At 47.8% G+C, this 17,831-nt stretch carries 13 protein-coding genes; 8 read left to right on the forward strand and 5 right to left on the reverse strand.

Annotation, left to right across the window (positions count from 1 at the left end; genetic code table 11):
* Positions 1–141 precede the first annotated feature (141 nt).
* The 8 genes from QUF61_RS11835 to QUF61_RS11870 all read left to right on the forward strand — a co-directional run bounded on the left by QUF61_RS11835 (position 142) and on the right by QUF61_RS11870 (position 7,093).
* A complete protein-coding gene (locus tag QUF61_RS11835; RefSeq protein WP_289681854.1) occupies positions 142–786 on the forward strand; it encodes a rhodanese-like domain-containing protein in 645 nt (214 codons plus the stop codon).
* A 306-nt stretch (positions 787–1,092) separates the two neighbouring features.
* Positions 1,093–2,181 (forward strand): hypothetical protein, encoded by a 1,089-nt coding sequence (locus QUF61_RS11840; RefSeq protein WP_289681855.1) that lies wholly within the window; start codon positions 1,093–1,095, stop codon positions 2,179–2,181.
* The gene (locus QUF61_RS11845) at positions 2,181–2,699 is read left to right on the forward strand and encodes an NUDIX hydrolase (protein ID WP_103920318.1); all 519 of its coding nucleotides are present in this window, start codon (positions 2,181–2,183) and stop codon (positions 2,697–2,699) included. The genes QUF61_RS11840 and QUF61_RS11845 overlap by 1 nt, the downstream gene beginning before the upstream one ends.
* Before the next feature lie 98 nt (positions 2,700–2,797).
* Positions 2,798–3,673: a YicC/YloC family endoribonuclease gene (locus QUF61_RS11850; RefSeq protein ID WP_103920317.1), complete on the forward strand. Its 876-nt coding sequence runs from the start codon at positions 2,798–2,800 to the stop codon at positions 3,671–3,673.
* Positions 3,674–3,785: 112 nt separating this feature from the next.
* A complete protein-coding gene (locus QUF61_RS11855; RefSeq protein WP_103920316.1) occupies positions 3,786–4,082 on the forward strand; it encodes a DUF1902 domain-containing protein in 297 nt (98 codons plus the stop codon).
* Between the two features lie 9 nt (positions 4,083–4,091).
* Positions 4,092–4,373, forward strand: a complete 282-nt coding sequence (locus QUF61_RS11860; protein ID WP_103920315.1) for a type II toxin-antitoxin system HicA family toxin — start codon at positions 4,092–4,094, stop codon at positions 4,371–4,373.
* A 226-nt stretch (positions 4,374–4,599) separates the two neighbouring features.
* Positions 4,600–6,426: a glutamine--fructose-6-phosphate transaminase (isomerizing) gene (glmS, locus tag QUF61_RS11865; RefSeq protein WP_289681859.1), complete on the forward strand. Its 1,827-nt coding sequence runs from the start codon at positions 4,600–4,602 to the stop codon at positions 6,424–6,426.
* Positions 6,427–6,466: 40 nt separating this feature from the next.
* Positions 6,467–7,093 carry a histidine phosphatase family protein gene (locus QUF61_RS11870; RefSeq protein ID WP_289681861.1) on the forward strand — a complete coding sequence of 209 codons (627 nt, stop codon included), beginning with the start codon at positions 6,467–6,469 and terminating at the stop codon, positions 7,091–7,093.
* Positions 7,094–7,335: 242 nt separating this feature from the next.
* Here QUF61_RS11870 and QUF61_RS11875 read toward each other — a convergent pair whose 3' ends face one another.
* The 5 genes from QUF61_RS11875 to QUF61_RS11895 all read right to left on the reverse strand — a co-directional run.
* Positions 7,336–9,840, reverse strand: a complete 2,505-nt coding sequence (locus QUF61_RS11875) for a hypothetical protein (RefSeq protein WP_289681862.1) — start codon at positions 9,838–9,840, stop codon at positions 7,336–7,338.
* 458 nt (positions 9,841–10,298) lie between these two features.
* The gene (glgA, locus tag QUF61_RS11880; RefSeq protein ID WP_289681864.1) at positions 10,299–11,759 is read right to left on the reverse strand and encodes a glycogen synthase GlgA; all 1,461 of its coding nucleotides are present in this window, start codon (positions 11,757–11,759) and stop codon (positions 10,299–10,301) included.
* A 92-nt stretch (positions 11,760–11,851) separates the two neighbouring features.
* Complete coding sequence (locus tag QUF61_RS11885; protein ID WP_177428461.1) at positions 11,852–12,373, reverse strand: chemotaxis protein CheW; 522 nt, start codon at positions 12,371–12,373, stop codon at positions 11,852–11,854.
* A 22-nt stretch (positions 12,374–12,395) separates the two neighbouring features.
* Positions 12,396–12,869 (reverse strand): hypothetical protein, encoded by a 474-nt coding sequence (locus QUF61_RS11890; protein WP_103920308.1) that lies wholly within the window; start codon positions 12,867–12,869, stop codon positions 12,396–12,398.
* A 137-nt stretch (positions 12,870–13,006) separates the two neighbouring features.
* On the reverse strand, positions 13,007–17,831 hold a 4,825-nt coding region (locus QUF61_RS11895; protein WP_289681865.1), incomplete at its 5' end, for a hybrid sensor histidine kinase/response regulator.

The following is a 17,831-nucleotide window of genomic DNA, read 5'->3' on the forward strand; positions in this document are numbered from 1 at the left end:
ATTTTTCAAACTTAATCCTATTTTTGAGCAGCAAATTGTGTCTTAAAGTGGTATAAAAACCAAGCTATACTTTGAAAAAGCAATCGCCCAACCTTATGATAAAGTTTATAATTTTTTGTACGACTACCAGAAAGGGAAAATATGATGCATAAAATATTATCAATATTCTATTGTCTGGCACTATTGCTACCATTAAACAGCAGTTTCGCCAGAGAAGTGAATATTACCGCAGATCTGCCCAGTATTATCGTAAAACATCAGGGAAAAACGGTTATTATTGAGCGTAGCCAGGATACGATGAATAGCATTATGCCGGATTTTGCATTGACTTCACGGCCTTGTCCACCATTGTGTATCCAACCGATGCAACTGGCCACCGGTGTGGAAACCGTGGCGGAGCTTGAGGTGCTGGATTATCTGCAACGCTGGCATCAGGGTGATGACACGATTTTAGTGGTGGATTCACGGGTTGCGAATCAGTTTAAACGCAGCACCATTCCCGGAACGCTTAATATTCCCTGGACTGCGCTCAGCGGCAGCGCGAATCCGATGGAGATCAGCGAAATTTTAAGTAACCGGTTTAATGTGGTGGAAATGGAAGGTTTATACGACTTCAGTCAGGCAAAAACCTTGGTAATGTTTTGTAATGGCGCATGGTGTGGGCAATCGCCTAATAATATTAAAGTGCTGCTGAAATATGGTTATCCTGCGCATAAGATTAAATGGTATCGTGGTGGTATGCAGGACTGGGAGTCTTTTGGTTTAACCACCGTGAGTGGAAAATAATAAGCAGAGTTCGACGCAGACTTCTTTCAGCGCATAATGCGCTGAAAAACGTCTCCGTCTCACGCTGAGTCGTTGTTAGCGTTTACGCTATTTTCTTAAAAAACCTTACACCAACTTCAAGCTAAGGAGTGAGGATAAAATAAATACAGAAACTGGGCGCAGGATTTTTATTCATTTTCAAGGCGTGAAAACAGGTGCATAGCAAGCTATGTAACTGTTTTCACAACGTAGAAAATGGAGAAAAAGACCAGCCAGGTTGCTGAAGTTATAAAATTCTCACTCCTAAGTAGTAGCAGGAGTATTAAAATGATTAAGCATAAGTATTTATTGATGATTGCCGTATTTGGCACCAGCGCGTTGCCCGAATTGGTCAGTGCATTTAATTTTGGCGATATGATGCCTTTTTTTTCAAATAATAATAATAATAACCGCGATGATTATGAGCAACAATATGGTTATCCGCCACATCCTGGTGGGCCTTATGGCTGGGGTGGACCCGGCGCTTATCCACCCGCTGCTTATGGACAACCCTATGCGCCGCCAGGTTATGCTCACTGGCCCCAACCCCCTCAACCTCAGGGCGCAGGTAGCCGCCCTAACAGCAATACAGCCGGACAAGGCAGTAATAATCCGTATGCGCCACCACCACCGCCGCCAGTGATGGATAATGATAATAATGCAACGATTACCCGCCAACATACAATCAGTGGCAGGCCTGGTAATCAGCAGCATTCATATTCTTATTCGTATAATTATTCCCGTCAGAATCCCGCTCAGCCATTAGTGCGTGGCATGGAAGGGGGGCGCTCCTCCGGGACTAAGCCTTTAAGCAATGCTGAAGCACCCGCTTATAAACCGGGCGAACGGCCTGCACCAGACAGCTTCAGAAGCCATCGTGGTGGTCGTAGCGGCATGGGCATGGGCGCACCTGATTCGCGTTCATCTTATTCCAGAAATTATAGCGGCAGCGGCAGTGGCATGGGTTCAGGTTCCCGTTCCGGTTATTCCCGCAATGATGGCGGCATGAGATCATTTCAGCCTTATCCACCCGCATATCCAGGACATCAGGGCGGCATGGAACCCAGCCGTTTTCCAGCTAAGCAAGACCCACGCAGTAGCGACAATGCAGGCAACGCACCACCTGCCAGTTATTATGCCGGGCCGGGTTACGCGCAATCCGGGCCACCTGCGCAACGTACTCAGCCACCCCAGTCACCGACCAGCAGTCGTACAAATACACCGAAAAAGGTACTGAACCCGAACACCGGGCAGGTGGAATATGATTATAAGCCACCTGCCAGCGGCGTATATAACGCGCCAACCGGCAGTCAATACGCACCGCCTGCGGGCAGTGCTTTTGTACCGGAGCAAACCTATCCCGGACAATATCAATAATGAGTTATATCCAACGCAAGGCCATCTATCAGGGTCACATCGTTGATGTGGGTCTGGAAACTTTTCAACCGGAAGGTCATGAGCCGTTTGAATTTGAAATTGTGCGTCATCCCGGTGGGGCGGCAGTGGTCGCCTTAAATGAACAAAATCAGGTGTGTTTATTGCGCCAGTATCGTCCAGCGGTAAATGGCTGGATTTGGGAGATTCCCGCAGGTAAAATTGATTTTGAAGAACCACCACGGCAAACAGCAGAACGCGAACTGCAAGAAGAAGTCGGTTTACAGGCGAATGACTGGGATGACTTGGGGGATATGTTCAGTTCCCCCGGTTTTTGTAATGAGATAGTCTCCTTATATCTTGCCAGAACGCTGACCCAAGGCGCGCACAACCGTGAGCCACATGAGTTGATGGAAGTGCATTGGGTTGATTTCAGCACCGCGCTGGAATGGGCGCAAAGCAATAAAATACGTGATGCTAAAACAGTGATTGCTTTATACCGGAGTCAGGCTTTGCTTTGAGTATCATTTAAACTGTGACAGACTCCTCGCGCACGCATTGACGTTTTTTGGATTTATCCTGTTCTGTCAACATTTCACTCAAACAAGGATGTTTTATTATGATTCGCAGCATGACCGCTTTTGCCCGTATCAGCACCCAGACACAATGGGGCGAAGTTTGCTGGGAATTACGCGCAGTGAATCACCGTTATCTGGAAATCAGCCCACGTTTGCCTGAAGAATTTCGGGTACTGGAAACCCGTTTGCGCGAGCGGATTGCGCAATTATTAAAACGTGGCAAACTCGATTGTACCTTGCGCTTTCAAACCGATACCGCAACCGTTGGTTTTCGCTTAAATCATACCCTGGTGCAACAGCTATTAACCGTCAGTACGGAATTGGCAGTGCTCAGTGACAACCCACAAAAACTATCCGCGCTGGATTTGCTGAACTGGGCGGGCGTGCTTGAAGTGCCTGCCCCGGATATGGATAGCCTTAGCACACCAATTATGGCAACCCTGGATAAGGCATTGCAGCAATTGCTCGCACATCGTGAGCGTGAAGGTGCGCAGATTCTGCGTATGATAGAACAGCGTTGTGAGGCTGTTACCCAGGAAATCAGCAAGGTTCGCGCCCAGTTACCGGAAATTATTAAAAGGCAACGGGAACGCACCAAAGCGCGTTTAAGTGAACTGGAACAAAACCTCGTCCAGGAACGCAATCTTGATCGTCTGGAACAGGAAATGGTGTTTCTGGCGCAAAAAATTGATGTGGCAGAAGAACTGGATCGGCTGGATGCGCATGTTTTAGAAGTGCAGCAAACCCTGAAAAGTGACAAAGCCATCGGGCGGCGGCTGGATTTCCTGATGCAGGAACTCAACCGCGAAGCCAATACCCTGGCTTCAAAATCCATTGACACGCGCACAACAATGGCCTCAGTCAATCTTAAGGTGCTGATTGAACAAATGCGGGAACAGGTTCAGAATATTGAGTAGTCAGGCCTCACAATCAAACAGAGAAGAGACTATAAGTATATTTTATAGCATGAGAATACTTGGTATGCGATAATAATAATGACCACATAATAAATTTGTAACGGAGAAAATCATGGAAATCAGGTGCTTAATTAGAAGCGATGGCAATATATACGTTGCTATGAGCCTAGATTTTGGGTTAGCCGCACAAGCAGAAAGCATCGCCGCTGCAAAAGGTAAACTTGAAGCGCAAATCGAAGAGTATATCCGTGAGGCTTGCGAGCAAGATTCAGCATATAAAAGCAAGCTATTAGCCAGAAAAGGTCCGTTTAGTTGGTTCATAATCTACTACTTGGCAAAACTGCACATAAAAAGCAGAGAAATACTCGCGTTCACTGAAAGAAAGCCAACTTGCATTGGACATGCGTGAGCGACTTAGATGTTCTTTAGAAAAATTCCATCTCTCACATATAGGGATGTAATTAAAGGCTTGAAAAAACTTGGTTTTGAAAAGAGAAAAAATAAATCCACTGCGCATGAGCAATGGGTTGCAAATGATCCATTTAGGAAGGTTACTGTAGATAAACACATTGCCCCATTCTCAGAATTCCTCATAAAATCAATGGCGAAACAGGCCGGGGTTTCGACAAACGAGTTTTGTAGTCTATGTAAAAATAAGAAATATAAACCATCTACCACGCCATCCCCTGAATCTGAATAACCCTCGCTCAAATAATACTTCTAAATCAAGCCTGACAAGATGCTGTAGCCACTCCAAAACCGTGATGTGGTTTTGGAGCGATGAGCTTAGTCGGTATGTGGATTTGACTCAGGAACAGGAAATAAAGCACTTATAGACTTTCAGACAATTAATTTCCTATGGTTCTTAAAATGCTCCTTTATGGTTTGAACCAGAAAGAATCTCAATTATTATTTCAGGAGGACGTATGTGTGGCATAGTCGGCGCTGTTGCAGAACGGGATGTTGTTCCAATTTTACTTGAAGGTCTGCGAAGACTGGAATACCGGGGTTATGACTCCGCAGGACTGGCTGTTATCAGCGAGGGCCAGTTGCAACGGCAACGGGTCAGTGGCAAGGTGCAGGGATTGAGTGATGTGCTGCAAAAGCAACCACTACGCGCCAGCACCGGCATCGCCCACACGCGCTGGGCCACCCACGGCAAACCCAGTAACGCCAATGCCCACCCGCATATCGCGCAATCAATTGCGGTGGTGCATAACGGTATTATCGAAAACTACCGGGAATTAAGAGCGCAGCAGCAGGCGCGTGGTGTGGTGTTCAGCTCAGAAACCGATACCGAAGTGATCGTCCACCAAATTCATTATTACAGCCAACAGGGTCAGGATTTACTGCAAGCCGTACAAAGCACACTGCAAGACTTAGAGGGCGCTTATGCCTTGGGTGTCATCAGCCAGGAGGAGCCGGGGCGTTTGATTGCCACCCGTTGCGGCAGCCCTTTAGTGATTGGCGTGGGCATTGGCGAGCATTTTATCGCCTCGGATGTGGCGGCTTTATTACCCGTCACCCAGCGCGTGCTGTTTCTGGAAGAAGGCGACATTGCCGATATTCAGCAAAATGATTTTGTATTATACGATGCAGCCGGACAAAATATCAGTCGTAAAATACATACCAGCACTCTACAGGCTGATGCCGTAGAGCGTGGTGAATACCGCCATTACATGCTCAAGGAAATTTACGAGCAGAGCCGCGCCGCCGCCGATACCCTGGATGGACGTTTGAGCCAGGATCATGTACTGGAAGCGGCTTTAGGCCCCCAGGCTGAAAAACTGCTGGAAAATATTCAGGCAATACAAATCATTGCCTGTGGCACCAGCTATCATGCCGGCATGGTGGCGCGCTACTGGCTGGAAAGTATTGCCAAAATCCCCTGTAATGTAGAAGTTGCCAGTGAATTTCGTTATCGCAATCCACTTGCCAGCCCCAACACGCTGGTGGTAACAATATCCCAATCCGGTGAAACCGCTGACACCCTCGCGGCCTTAAAAGAAACTCAGCGCCTGGGATTTGGCCCCAGTCTGAGTATTTGTAATGTACCGGAAAGCGCGTTGGTACGTGCATCTGATCTGGTCTTGATGACCCGCGCAGGCCCGGAAATCGGCGTGGCCTCCACCAAGGCCTTCACCACTCAATTGATTGCCTTATTGCTACTGACATTGATTATTGCCAAACGGCGCGGCCTGGAAGCGGCGGAAGAAACCCGCATCGTACACAACCTGCAACAATTGCCGACCTTAATCAATCATGCCTTACAACTCGATGAGCGTATTGAAGCACTGGCGGAACAATTTGCCGATAAACACCACGCCTTGTTTTTAGGCCGTGGCATTCATTACCCGATTGCCATGGAAGGCGCGCTGAAACTCAAGGAAATTTCCTATATTCACGCTGAAGCCTATCCTGCCGGAGAACTCAAACACGGCCCCTTGGCCCTGGTTGATAATAATATGCCGGTGGTTGCCGTTGCCCCCAATGATGCGTTGCAGGCAAAACTGAAATCCAATTTACAAGAAGTGGAAGCGCGTGGTGGAGAAATGCTGATTTTTGCCAATCACCAGGGATTTTTAGAAAACCTGGAAAATGTGCAAGTGATAGAACTGGGTGAAATTGATGACATCATCTCACCGATTATTTACACCATCCCCCTGCAATTATTATCCTATCATGTCGCCTTGATCAAAGGCACAGATGTGGATCAGCCGCGTAATCTGGCAAAATCTGTGACGGTGGAATGAGCATCAGTTATCACTCGCTGTTTAACAGGCAATAGAATAGATGTATTTAACAATTCTTCGACATGGTGAAACCGACTGGAATGCCACAGGTCGGATTCAGGGACAGCAAGATGTTGTGCTGAATCAACGGGGTATCCAACAAGCTCAGGCAGCGGCTGCCTATCTCAAAGCGCAACAGGTTGATGCTTTATATAGTAGTGATTTGCGCCGCGCCCTGGAATCAGCCCAGCCCTTGAGTCAGCAATGGCAACTGAAAATCCGTCCATTGCCTGAATTACGGGAGTGGAAACTGGGGATTTTGGAAGGCTTGTTAAGGACGGAAGCCGCGCAACAATATCCCCAGGTCTATCCGGTGTATGATGAGCAACAAGCTGATGGCCTTATCCCCGGCGGTGAAACTATTCGCCAACGATACCAACGCGCAATCAACTGTATTGAGCAACTGAGTAAGCACCACCCAAATGAACACGTATTAATTGTGACGCATGGGGGAATTTTGGATAACTGGTATCGTTATGTTCACCAGATTCCATTAGAGCAAGCGCGGGACTGGGTACTGCATAATGCGGGTATCAGTCAATTTCAAAAAATTGGGCAGCAGTGGCAGACCTTATCCTGGAGCCAGACTGAGCATTTGCAGGAAATAGGGGCTATGGCTTATTGGTGAGCCTGGAAAATATTTACTCACTCCAAGCCCAGTTCTGCCAACGGCGCGTAATCTTCAGGCAGTCTCAAGTTCAGGTTCAAAGTCTCAGCTTTACGGATAACACCCCTTCGGAGGGGTGTTATCCGTTTCCCAGGTTCCTACGCGGGAATACTCCAGCACGGTAGGGCGCATAAGCTTCAGCGTCATGCGCCATATGTGGTGCCAAACCAAAATGGCGAATGCTACACTTCCCCTCTAGACAATCAATCTTTTTTCTGTGCAGGCTTAAGCACCCCTTCCAGCACCGTGCCTTGCAACAACTGCGCAAACACCTCCGCCACGCTGTTGCCGCCAAGAATCGCCAGTGGTGACATGGTTTCTGCCATTTTTTCCGCCAAGGCACGTTCAGAGAAGGCTTGCAATGCGGCGATGAGTTGTGGCGAAATTGCGCCAGCCTTGTCCACCACTGCCTGAATTTCTGCTTTGAGGCGTTCCAGGTCTTGTTGTAGTTGTTGTTGCGCCAGTGCCAGCATTTGTTCCTGCTGGGCTTTTTGATTTGCCAGTTCGATTTCGCTGATTTGATTTTGCTGGGTTTGTGCGTTCAGTTGCGCGTTCAGTTCCTGCTCTTTAGCTTGAGCCTGACCTGCCAGTGCTGATAATTGAACTTTAAGACGCTCGGCGGCGGTTTGCATTTCCAGATTCAGCAATAATTGTTCTGTAGTGGTTTCGGCGCGGGCGGTGTCTTGTTTGATGGTTTCTTTTTCTTTGGCAACTTCCAGGTTTTTGCGCTCTGCGCTGAGTTCCAGCGCCTGTTGTACAGTGTTGTGCTGAGCTTCCACCAGCAGTTCCGCGATTAAATCATCGCCAATGGTGACATTCAGCACTTCCACGTCATATACCCGCATCCCGTTTTCTTCAAACAGGCGACCGGGGCGTTTGTGGTCATTGTCGGCCTTGCCTAATACGGTGTCGCGCACAATGCCGATAGCGTTGGCATAAAAATGTTCCACGCCGTGACTTTTAATCGCATGGCGTAATACCGAGCGCATATGGTCGGTGAGAAATTTGACATAGTTTTCCACCCGGAACCAGCATTCTGAATCAGCTTCAAAATTTACCCGATAGGATAGTTGGATATGCACTTGACACAAATCAGCGGTTTCCACGCTCACTGCATCGGAGACTTTATTGTGCAGCACGCGCAGATAGACGGTGTGCGCCAGATGCTGGTCGGATTTTGGGGTGCCGGTGGAAAACTCAATGGCTTCCAGAATTTCATCATATTCCAGTAAATAAGTGCCGGGGCCGCTGAACACCTTGCGCTCACCGGCTTTTCCCACCACCAGCACGGCGTAACCCGTCCACACGTTGATGGCAACCGCGCCTTCATATTTGGTATCCAGGGTGATAGTGCGCGGTGGGGTGAATTTACGCCCGCGTTTGAACTCTTCCCCGGCAAAAGCTTCGGCAGCGGGTTCGCTGCGCAAGGCTTTGGGCGCTTCCAGCGTCATTTCTCCCAACATGCCTTCCCGCGCCTCGCGGTCGCTGACATATTCGGCTTTTTTACGGCGGCTGAGCGCCATGAGCTTGGCATTATAATCCTGCGCTTCCTGATTGCCGGGAAACCATAAGGCCACTTGTTTGGGGTCGAGTACCCGACGCACGATGACTTCTTTGCGCGGGTCGGGCAGATACACGGTTGGGCCGCGTTTGAGGGTGATTTGCCCATTAATGCGATCCAGCACATAACGCGCTTCACCGGCGGGAATCGCCACCGCATACATGACTTCACTGTCGCCATAACGCACCATTGCATGTTCGGCGCGGGGAAAGTAAATCATCTGCTCCTTGCCGGTGATAAATAACTCATCACCCATTTTGTAAGTGGTGCCGTCCTCTTCATAAGGCGCGATAACCTTGAGATAAATACCGCTGATTTCATTGAGTTCTATGGCTTTGTATTTACGTGCGCCCTGCTTGGCGACAAAATCTTCTGTGGGTTTGGGAAATACCACGGCAGGGCCGCGAATATAACGCTTGCTGCCGTTTTCATCCAGCAATATGCAATATTCCAACTGCTCTAAAGTCACGGCGTTGCGCACGTATTCGCCGCACTCATCAGGCACGACTTCAACCCCGGTGGGGGGCATGTAAAACGACACTTCCGTGCCTTTAATAACCAGCATTCTGCCAATGGTGAGATCGGGCAGGTCAGCGACTGGCGGCAGCGTTTCCTGTGGTACTTCTGGTTCGTCGTTATCTGCTGCCGGTGCTTCGTCTTCGGCCTGGGTTTGCGGCTTGATAACGGCTTCTCCCCAGTTGGCGCGCGCGGCTTCTTCGTCATACACCCGCACCACCAGATATTGATTGGAGCGCAGGCGATGGCCCTGAATCACCTTGACCATCTGCCCCGGCCACGGCGCAAAAGCCACCGGGCCAGGAATATTGATTTTACGCCCAATATTGAGTTCTGGCAGGTTATTAGCCGTGCCGGGACGTGAGTGGTTATTGTCTTTGGCGGGATTTTTTAATACCAGATACCAGCCTTCCGGGGCGATGGCAAACATCCGAATTGCCTGCTCTAAATTACAGCGTTCAAATTTTTTGCTGTCAGCATTGAAGGTGACTGGCTGGTCCGTATTTGCCAGACTGGTTTTATGCGGCCCCACATAATCAATGACGTTACCTTTGGTTTCATCAAGAATAAAGGCATATTCGTTGGGGGCTAGAATTAAATCGCGTTCCCGCGCTCTGCTATTGTCCGACATGATGTTCCCGCCTTGATAGAAGTCTATGGTATTTGTTTTTATACACCGCAGCAGGGAGAATGAAAAGTTTAAATTCCTTGATGTTAAGCCGTAGCGGCTACATTAAGCAATATAGGCTATACTTTTTAGAAAACATGAAATCTCCAAGTATGAAACTTTTAATTTTGAACCGGGAGAATATGAGATGTCAAAAGAGCAAGAAGTCACTAGCGAAGCAGCGCATGATGCGTGTCATAATCCCTGCGAGGAGTGTAGAAGCAAGGGTTCTCTTGAAAATGGGGAAATTTGCCCTGCATGTGCCGGTACGGGATGCAAAGATAAACAGTTTTGTGTACCTGCGGGGGGGCTTGGCTGTGATATGGAATAGTCTTAAAAAATGAGACACATTCCTTATTTGAAATAATAAAGGCTTGTGTCTTGTGTTTTATCTTGCAAACTAAACGGGGGGTATAAAACCCTCATTCCTCAGTAAACAATCGATACAGCTCAATATAAGATTGCGCGCTGCGGTGCCAACTGAAATCGCGTTTCATGCCATTGATTTGCAGTTGTCGCCATAAATCCGGGTTACGATAAGTAACCAGGGCATTATCCACGCAGTCAAACAAGGCTTGCGGACTTTTTTCGTCAAATAAAAAGCCGGTTGCAGTGCCGGTGTCCAGCGTTGTCGGGGTCACTGGAATAACTGTATCGGCAAGGCCGCCAGTGTGGCGAACGATGGGAATGGTGCCGTAAGCCATGCTGTATAGCTGGTTTAAACCGCAAGGTTCAAAACGCGAGGGCATCAGAAACATATCGGCCCCGGCTTCTATCTGGTGTGACAAGGCTTCGTGATAACCCTGGGTAAAACTGACTTGTCCGGGATAACGTTCAGCCAAACCTGCCAGTAATTTTTCCAGTGCCAAATCGCCGCTGCCCAAAATAGCAAACTGCGCGCCTTCATGAATAATATCAGGCAGGGCTGCGATTACCATATCAATGCCCTTCTGATGGGTCAGACGGGTGACGATGCCAATCAAAGGCTGGTCACTTTCATTGAGTTTTAACTGTTGCCGTAGCGCACGGGTGTTGCTCGCCTTTTTATCCAGGCTGTCGGCATCATAAGTTTCCCATAAATAGTTGTCCGTGGCGGGATTCCATTGTTGATAATCAATGCCATTGATTAAGCCGGTTAATTGTTTTTGGCGACTGCCTAATAAACCCTCCATGCCATAACCAAATTCCGGGCCTTGTATTTCTTCGGCATAAGTCGGGCTGACGGTTGTCACCCAATCTGCATAATATAAACCGGCTTTGAGGAAAGAAATCTGTCCATAATATTCCAGGCCATAAACATGCAAGCTGTCTTCCGGCAAGTCCAGTGTGGTCAACATGTCTGCGGGAAACAGTCCCTGATAAGCCATGTTGTGAATACTCATGATGATATGCGGATGCTCACCTGGCAGATAACGTTGGTAAGCGGGGGTTAAGCCGGTTTGCCAGTCATTACAGTGGATAATCTGCGGTATAAAGCCGATTTGATCGCGTATGCCTTCAGTCCCCATCAATGCCGCAGCTTTGGAAAGCGCAGCAAAACGCAGCGCATTATCAGGCCAGTCCTGACCATTGGCATCAGTATAGGGGTTGCCTTCGCGCTGATATAAACCGGGGCAGTCCAGGACATACACAGGCAAGTGGCTGTCTGGCATGGTACCAAGACGCAGCAAGGCATTAATGCCTGGAAACAGTGCCAGGTGTATGCCGGTGTCTTCGCTGTGCGTTTGTTGTAATACCGCTGGATAACCGGGCAGTAACAGACGTGCATCCACGCCTGCCTGATGTAAGGCGCTTGGCAGCGCGCCGCTGACATCACCCAGCCCCCCGGTTTTCATCACGGGATAAGCTTCGGGTGTTACAAATAAAACACGGAGATTAGACATGGGATTTACCAACAGATAGGGAGAGACTACGACTATTTAACCTGAGTTTGACATAAGGTTTAAGGAATGAGAATTTTATTTCATCCTCACTCCTAAGTGGCGTTCAGTGCCTGAATTTGTTCCCGGGTTTCCGCTGAAAACAGCGCAGCCGGATCAATAATAGGGATTTTACGTTCTTCATGTAGAATACAGGAAGGCGCAAAAAATTGCCAAATCGGTTGTGTTTCAGGCAAAGAACAAGTCTGCTGATCACTGACCGTAATCACCACAGGGGTTTCTTTCAGGTGTATGCCTGCGTATTTCAATGCTTGTCTGGGCTTTTCCTGATAAACGCAAATACCGACAATTTCACTGTCCAGTTCAGTGGAAATACCATTGAGCAGCAAGCCCATATCAATTACTGGCAATAGTGAATTTTCAAAAATCAGCGTTTGCCGACAATAGGGGGGCGTTTTGGGAATTTCAAATAATTGGATGGACAGTTGTACCTGAGACATTTCATGCAGCGCAATCACTGCCTGACAATCCTGCCCAAAATCCAATAACCAGGCGCGCGTACGCTGCTCTTCTGCTGAGGACGTGAGCTGGTGATGTAAAGATACGGCTTGTTCCATATTGAGTCCTCCCGCAACGATCTTATAGTTCGTCCATTTCAAGCATACGCGCTTCGGCATAGGCGGTTAAATATTGCTGCAAACTATCCTTACCGGTAATTGCTCCGGCTTCATGTTGATAGATAACCAATTTTTCTAATGGCGATTCAGACATATACATACAATCCGGGATTGTCTGGATATATAAACCAGGGTTTTCATCCAGGGCATCTATCGATTCACAGGTAATACCAAAAGCGGCATCTTCACCCGCCTTGAGCAGTACACAAAGTTTTCTGTCGGGGGGTAAATAACGTAATAAGTTTAGATTTTTATCCAGGGTAAACACCGGGAACTGTTGTTCATTCTGGTTCACCCAGCCCATGATGCCAATCGCTTCTTCTTCTGCTTCAACCCCTGTTTCCACATCGTCAATAACTTCCACCACATGAATATCGTGCTGCGGTATTAACAACAGCAGACCGTCAAAACGTAGCAGAACAAAAAATTCAATCATCTAATTAACCTGAATTCGATATAAGTTTTTTATCCAAAATGACTAAAATCCGGTACACACTATCAATAACTTGGTGTGAGGCGGAAGCGGCTTTCACTCCCTAGCGGTGAATGAAGCTTACGCCGAACTCAGGTTAATTATTTCTTCAGCGATGCGTTGATAAACTGTAATAGATCAGTTTCCTGATACGGCTTGGTCAGGTATTCACTCACCCCGGCGTCTTTGGCTAAGGTACGGTGTTTTTCTGTAGTTCGGGAGGTAATCATACAAATTGGAATATCATTAGTGGCGGCATTAGCGCGCACATGCGCGGTGAGTTCAATACCATTCATACGCGGCATTTCCATATCCACCAGCATGACATTGGGGCGTGTTTTACCCATCATTTCAATGGCTTCCAGGCCATCTTTAGCCAGCAGGGTTTCATAACCTTGATCTTCAACCAGTTGTGACAATGATTTACGCACGCTTAAGGAGTCATCCACAATCATAATATGGGGGATACCTATATCGTCTGCCGCCTCTGCGCCTGCGCTGCTGGACATACTGAGGCTGATGGATTTTGCAGGTGAGCGTAACAGGCTGGGTAAATCCAGTAAGGCAACCACGCTACCATCCCCAAGAATAGAGGCTCCGGCAATACCTTTAACATTTTGCACGTAACGTCCCATGGTCTTGGATACCAGGTCACGACTATCGAGCAGCGCATCAACAATAACCGCCGTAGTTTTACCTTCCTCTTCAACCAGTACCAGAGAGCGCTCATCCGTTAAGGTCACGGGTTGCACATTTGGCATGTGCAGTAATTCTGCCAGGGTGATGACGGGATAGGCATTTTTTTCCATATGGAAGCTGATTTCGTTGCCCACTTTTTTGAATTTACCGGCATCAGAAGCCAATGCTTGTGATAAGTAGCTGGTGGGCAAAGCAAAACGCTCTTTACCCACTTTAATCAGCAAGGCATGTTCCGTTACCAGCGACATGGGCAGGGTCAGGCTGATCATAGTGCCTTTTCCCGGCACGGAATCAATATCCACGCTGCCTTTTAGATCCTTAATACTGGTATGCACGACATCCATGCCGACACCGCGCCCGGAAATCTGGGTGACACCGCCTTTGGTGGTAAAACCGGGAATAAAAATCAATCGGCCTAATTCTTTGGGTGACAGTTCCTGGGTTTCTTTAATCAGTTCTCGCTCTACCGCCAAGCCTCTGATTTTTTCAAAATTCAAACCCTTGCCGTCGTCTTCGCAACGTACCACAATGCTGTTACCCTGGCGGAAGCAATTGAGCACCACGGAACCACCTTCCTGCTTGCCCGCAGCGATACGCTCATCAGGGGTTTCCATGCCGTGATCCACCGAGTTACGCAGAATATGCATCAAGGGGTCGGTGAGTTTGGTCAGCACGTCGCCATCCATCAAAATATCACCGCCGATAATCGAAAACTCTGCTTGTTTATCGGTTGCACGGCAGGTCTGACGAATAATACGTTCCAGGCGCGCGGTAATATTTTTAATCGGTACCATGCGGGTGGTCATCACCACCTGTTGCAGTTCTTTTTGCAGGCGCTCCTGCTGGATAAACATGCCATCTAATGAGGATAAATCATCCAGGATGGTTGAACCCAACTCACGCGAATCGGCGATGGTTTCGATAAAACTATGCGTTAAACTGTGTAACTCGTTATATTGTTCAAACTCCAGGGAATCAAAATCACCATCATCACTGGCCTGCTCTTCTTCAGTATCAACTTCTTTGTCAGCATCATCACCAATTTGGCGATGGCGTTGTCGCCCGGAAATATCCTGTACATCCACTAAGGTTTCCAGGTCATAACTTTTTTGCTGAACCTGCATTTCCTGGGAATTCAGGTTTTTAGTATTTTGCATGGCCTGACCCAGACGCTCTTGAATCTGACCGATGGAAATGGACATTTCCCCCACCAAACGTAATAAGTTATCAATGGTGCGGGTGGGTACGCGCAGGGTTTGCTCGGCTTCACCCGCAGGCGCGGCAGCACCGGCACCAGCGGCAGCAGGTTTGGCCGCAACGGGCGCGGCACTTGCTGCTTTTTCCAGTTCCGCCTTGCGTTTTGCCAGTTCTTCTTCACTGACATCCAGTTGCCCCTGGTCAATCCGGTTTGCCCAGTCTAAAACCTCTTGCAATACGGTGACGGCATTTTCCGGTGGCTCTTCCTTACCTAATAAGGCATCGATCATGATTTCCAGCGTATCTGCCGCTTCGATCATGGTATCGGTCAAAGGTTTGGGCGGGGGTACTGCATTTTCTGCCAGATATTCCAGAATATCTTCAAGATGGTGGGCGACACTGGCAATGCCTTTTATCCCGATAATATTGGCAGAGCCTTTTAAGGTATGCGCAACACGTTGCCCCAGTTTGACATCTTCTGGCACAGGATTTTTAACAATACGCTGTAATGCAGCAGTAAATTCAGCGGCATTGATCGGCGCTTCTTCCAGGAAGGCATCCAGCAGATCCTGATTAACATCTGCGGGGGGAGAAATATTAACATCTTCCGGTTTCGCCTGAGTTTCACGGCTGGGTTCCGGTTCCTCTTCCTCCATACCGGAACTTTGTGATAAATTATTCAGTAATTGGTGCGCCTGCTCATCGGGCAGTGGTGCAGGCCATTCCGACTCGCGCAAATGATTGAGCAGATTAATCACATTGTCAGTGGGTGCCTGTAAATAGGCAATCACCAGATCCGGCCATTGCGCTAATACACTTTGACTGCTGGCACGCGCGGCCTGATCTTTTTCCGCAAGCTGCTTGGCATTGTCAATAATCAGTTCACAAACCTGTTGCAATCCAGGCAAGCCCATCATATCAGCGGCATCTGCCAGACGTTGTACGAGGTCGGTGTAATTTTCAGCAATATTTGCAAATTCAGGATCGCTGGAGTCGGTTTGACAGAATTTTTGCAGGTTTTCATTCAAGTCCTCTTTTGAGTCCTCAATTTCACCTTGCAACATTGCCAGCATTTCTGTATTGCCTAAAGATATTTCACCTTCAGGCGCAGCGCCTTCCACGTCTTCCGCTTCTGTATCTGGCGTTTCATCCAGTTCATCCAGTTCATCCAGAGCGGGTAGTTCTTCTTCAATTTCCGGTAGTTCTTCGCCAAGACCTAAGTCATCATCCAATTCTGGCAGGCTTTCTGTGCTGGCACCTTGTAATAACTGTCCAGACAAGTCTGCCACTTGTTCCGCTGTCAGTGGATTGGGCCACTGTGAGGCTTGCAGATGCGCAGCCAAGGCTGCGGCATTTTCCTGCGGTGCGGTTAAATAATCCAGCACCAGACCCGGCCAGGTTTCCAACTGTGTCTGCGCCGCGCTGCGAACAGCTTGATCTTCCGCGCTTAATGCCAGCAGATTATCATTAATAAAACTGCAAACTTCTTGCAAACCAACCAAACCAGCTTGTTCTGCCGCATCCAGAATATCTTGTAAATGCGTGGTGTAAGTTTCCAGAGCTTCAAAGAAAACATCATTACTATTATCCATGGATACAATATTCTCAAGCGCGTTTGATAAAGGAATAGCAGCGTCTGTTAAGGCCGCTGTAATTGAATTGACAACAGATTCTGGAATATTACCCGTTGCAACTGCTTCTTCAGCGGGCAGAAATTCATCAAACTCAGGTAATTCATCACCCAAATCATCTGTAAGTGTATCCAGAGCGGGCGCATTGTCTGCACCGGTCTCAACTTGCAGCAGTTGATCGTACAACTCCAGACTTTGTTCCATTGGCAAGGGGGTTGGCCAATGTTCATTTTGTAGATTCTCCAGCACAGCAGCCGTATTGGCTTCTGGAGCATCCAGGTAAGCTTGTAAGACATTGGGCCAGTTGTTAAAGATATCTTCAGCAGCTTGCCTTTCCTCCAGCGGCAACATACCCAGTGCTAACACGTTATTACTCAGAATAGTGCAAATTTCTTGTAAGCCTGATAGTTCCGCAGCATCCACTGCATCCATAAAAGGTTGCATTGTTTCAGCGTAATTGCTAACGGCTTCAAGCAAGGTTTCACTTTCATCTTCTGCCGATAAAATATCTGCTAATGCTGAGGATAAAGGGGCTGATATATCCGCTAAACTTGCTATAACTGCTTGTAACTGCCCATTTGACTGAGGTGTTGCAGTTGTTTGCAGTGGTGCTGCTAAATTGCTGTTTAAATCATTAACTTGTTCTTCTGTCAGTGGTATTGACCAGGCAGGTGATTTTAAGTGGCTGATTAAATGTTCTTTTTGCTCATCAGGATCGAGCAGATAATCTAATACAACAGCAGGCCAGGCTTCTAATAAGTTTTGCGTGGATTGACGCTCATCGGCTTCCAGCATGGAAAATGCCATAACATTTTCATTAATAAAGGCGCAAATACTGTTCAGTCCGGCATGTTCTGCGGCTTCAGCAGCAGACCAGAATAGCTGCAAAGCTTCAGTATATTGCTCAAGTGCAGATAATTGGCTATCACTGCCTGACTCTGCCTGGACTAAGGTGCTCAGTGAGGTGGACAATATATCAGCAGTGCTGACAAGCACATCACTTAAGGCGGCAAATATATCAATGTCACTTGCTTCTGCAATTTCTGCGATTGTTTCAACATTGCTTTCATCAGTCGTTTCTAAATCGGGTAGTGCTTCGTCCTCGGCTAAATCAAGTTCACCTAAATCAGCTAAACTTTCTTCTTCGCCTAAGTCCAGTTCATCAAATTCAGGCAAGCTGTCTGCTTCGTCTAATTCGTCTAAACCCAAATCATCAAGTTCAGGCAATGTTTCCTCTGTGAGTTCAACATCCAGTGCTGCATCCTGCTCAATAACAGGCTCTGCTTGCAGGGTTTCAGTCTCTTCCAACTCTTCCAAATCGGCTAAGCTGTCTGCTTCATCTAAACCCAAATCATCAAGTTCAGGCAATGTTTCCTCTGTGAGTTCAACATCCAGTGCT

It is taken from the genome of Candidatus Venteria ishoeyi (assembly GCF_030378065.1).
In the GTDB taxonomy this organism is placed as follows: domain Bacteria; phylum Pseudomonadota; class Gammaproteobacteria; order Beggiatoales; family Beggiatoaceae; genus Venteria; species Venteria ishoeyi.

Excerpts from the sequence above, each read along its gene's own strand:
- QUF61_RS11835 (WP_289681854.1), top strand. The coding sequence starts at position 142 with ATGATGCATAAAATATTATCAATATTCTATTGTCTGGCACTATTGCTA.
- QUF61_RS11840 (WP_289681855.1), top strand. The coding sequence starts at position 1,093 with ATGATTAAGCATAAGTATTTATTGATGATTGCCGTATTTGGCACCAGC.
- QUF61_RS11845 (WP_103920318.1), top strand. The coding sequence starts at position 2,181 with ATGAGTTATATCCAACGCAAGGCCATCTATCAGGGTCACATCGTTGAT.
- QUF61_RS11850 (WP_103920317.1), top strand. The coding sequence starts at position 2,798 with ATGATTCGCAGCATGACCGCTTTTGCCCGTATCAGCACCCAGACACAA.
- QUF61_RS11855 (WP_103920316.1), top strand. The coding sequence starts at position 3,786 with ATGGAAATCAGGTGCTTAATTAGAAGCGATGGCAATATATACGTTGCT.
- QUF61_RS11860 (WP_103920315.1), top strand. The coding sequence starts at position 4,092 with ATGTTCTTTAGAAAAATTCCATCTCTCACATATAGGGATGTAATTAAA.
- glmS (WP_289681859.1), top strand. The coding sequence starts at position 4,600 with ATGTGTGGCATAGTCGGCGCTGTTGCAGAACGGGATGTTGTTCCAATT.
- QUF61_RS11870 (WP_289681861.1), top strand. The coding sequence starts at position 6,467 with ATGTATTTAACAATTCTTCGACATGGTGAAACCGACTGGAATGCCACA.
- QUF61_RS11875 (WP_289681862.1), bottom strand. The coding sequence starts at position 9,840 with ATGTCGGACAATAGCAGAGCGCGGGAACGCGATTTAATTCTAGCCCCC.
- glgA (WP_289681864.1), bottom strand. The coding sequence starts at position 11,759 with ATGTCTAATCTCCGTGTTTTATTTGTAACACCCGAAGCTTATCCCGTG.
- QUF61_RS11885 (WP_177428461.1), bottom strand. The coding sequence starts at position 12,373 with ATGGAACAAGCCGTATCTTTACATCACCAGCTCACGTCCTCAGCAGAA.
- QUF61_RS11890 (WP_103920308.1), bottom strand. The coding sequence starts at position 12,869 with ATGATTGAATTTTTTGTTCTGCTACGTTTTGACGGTCTGCTGTTGTTA.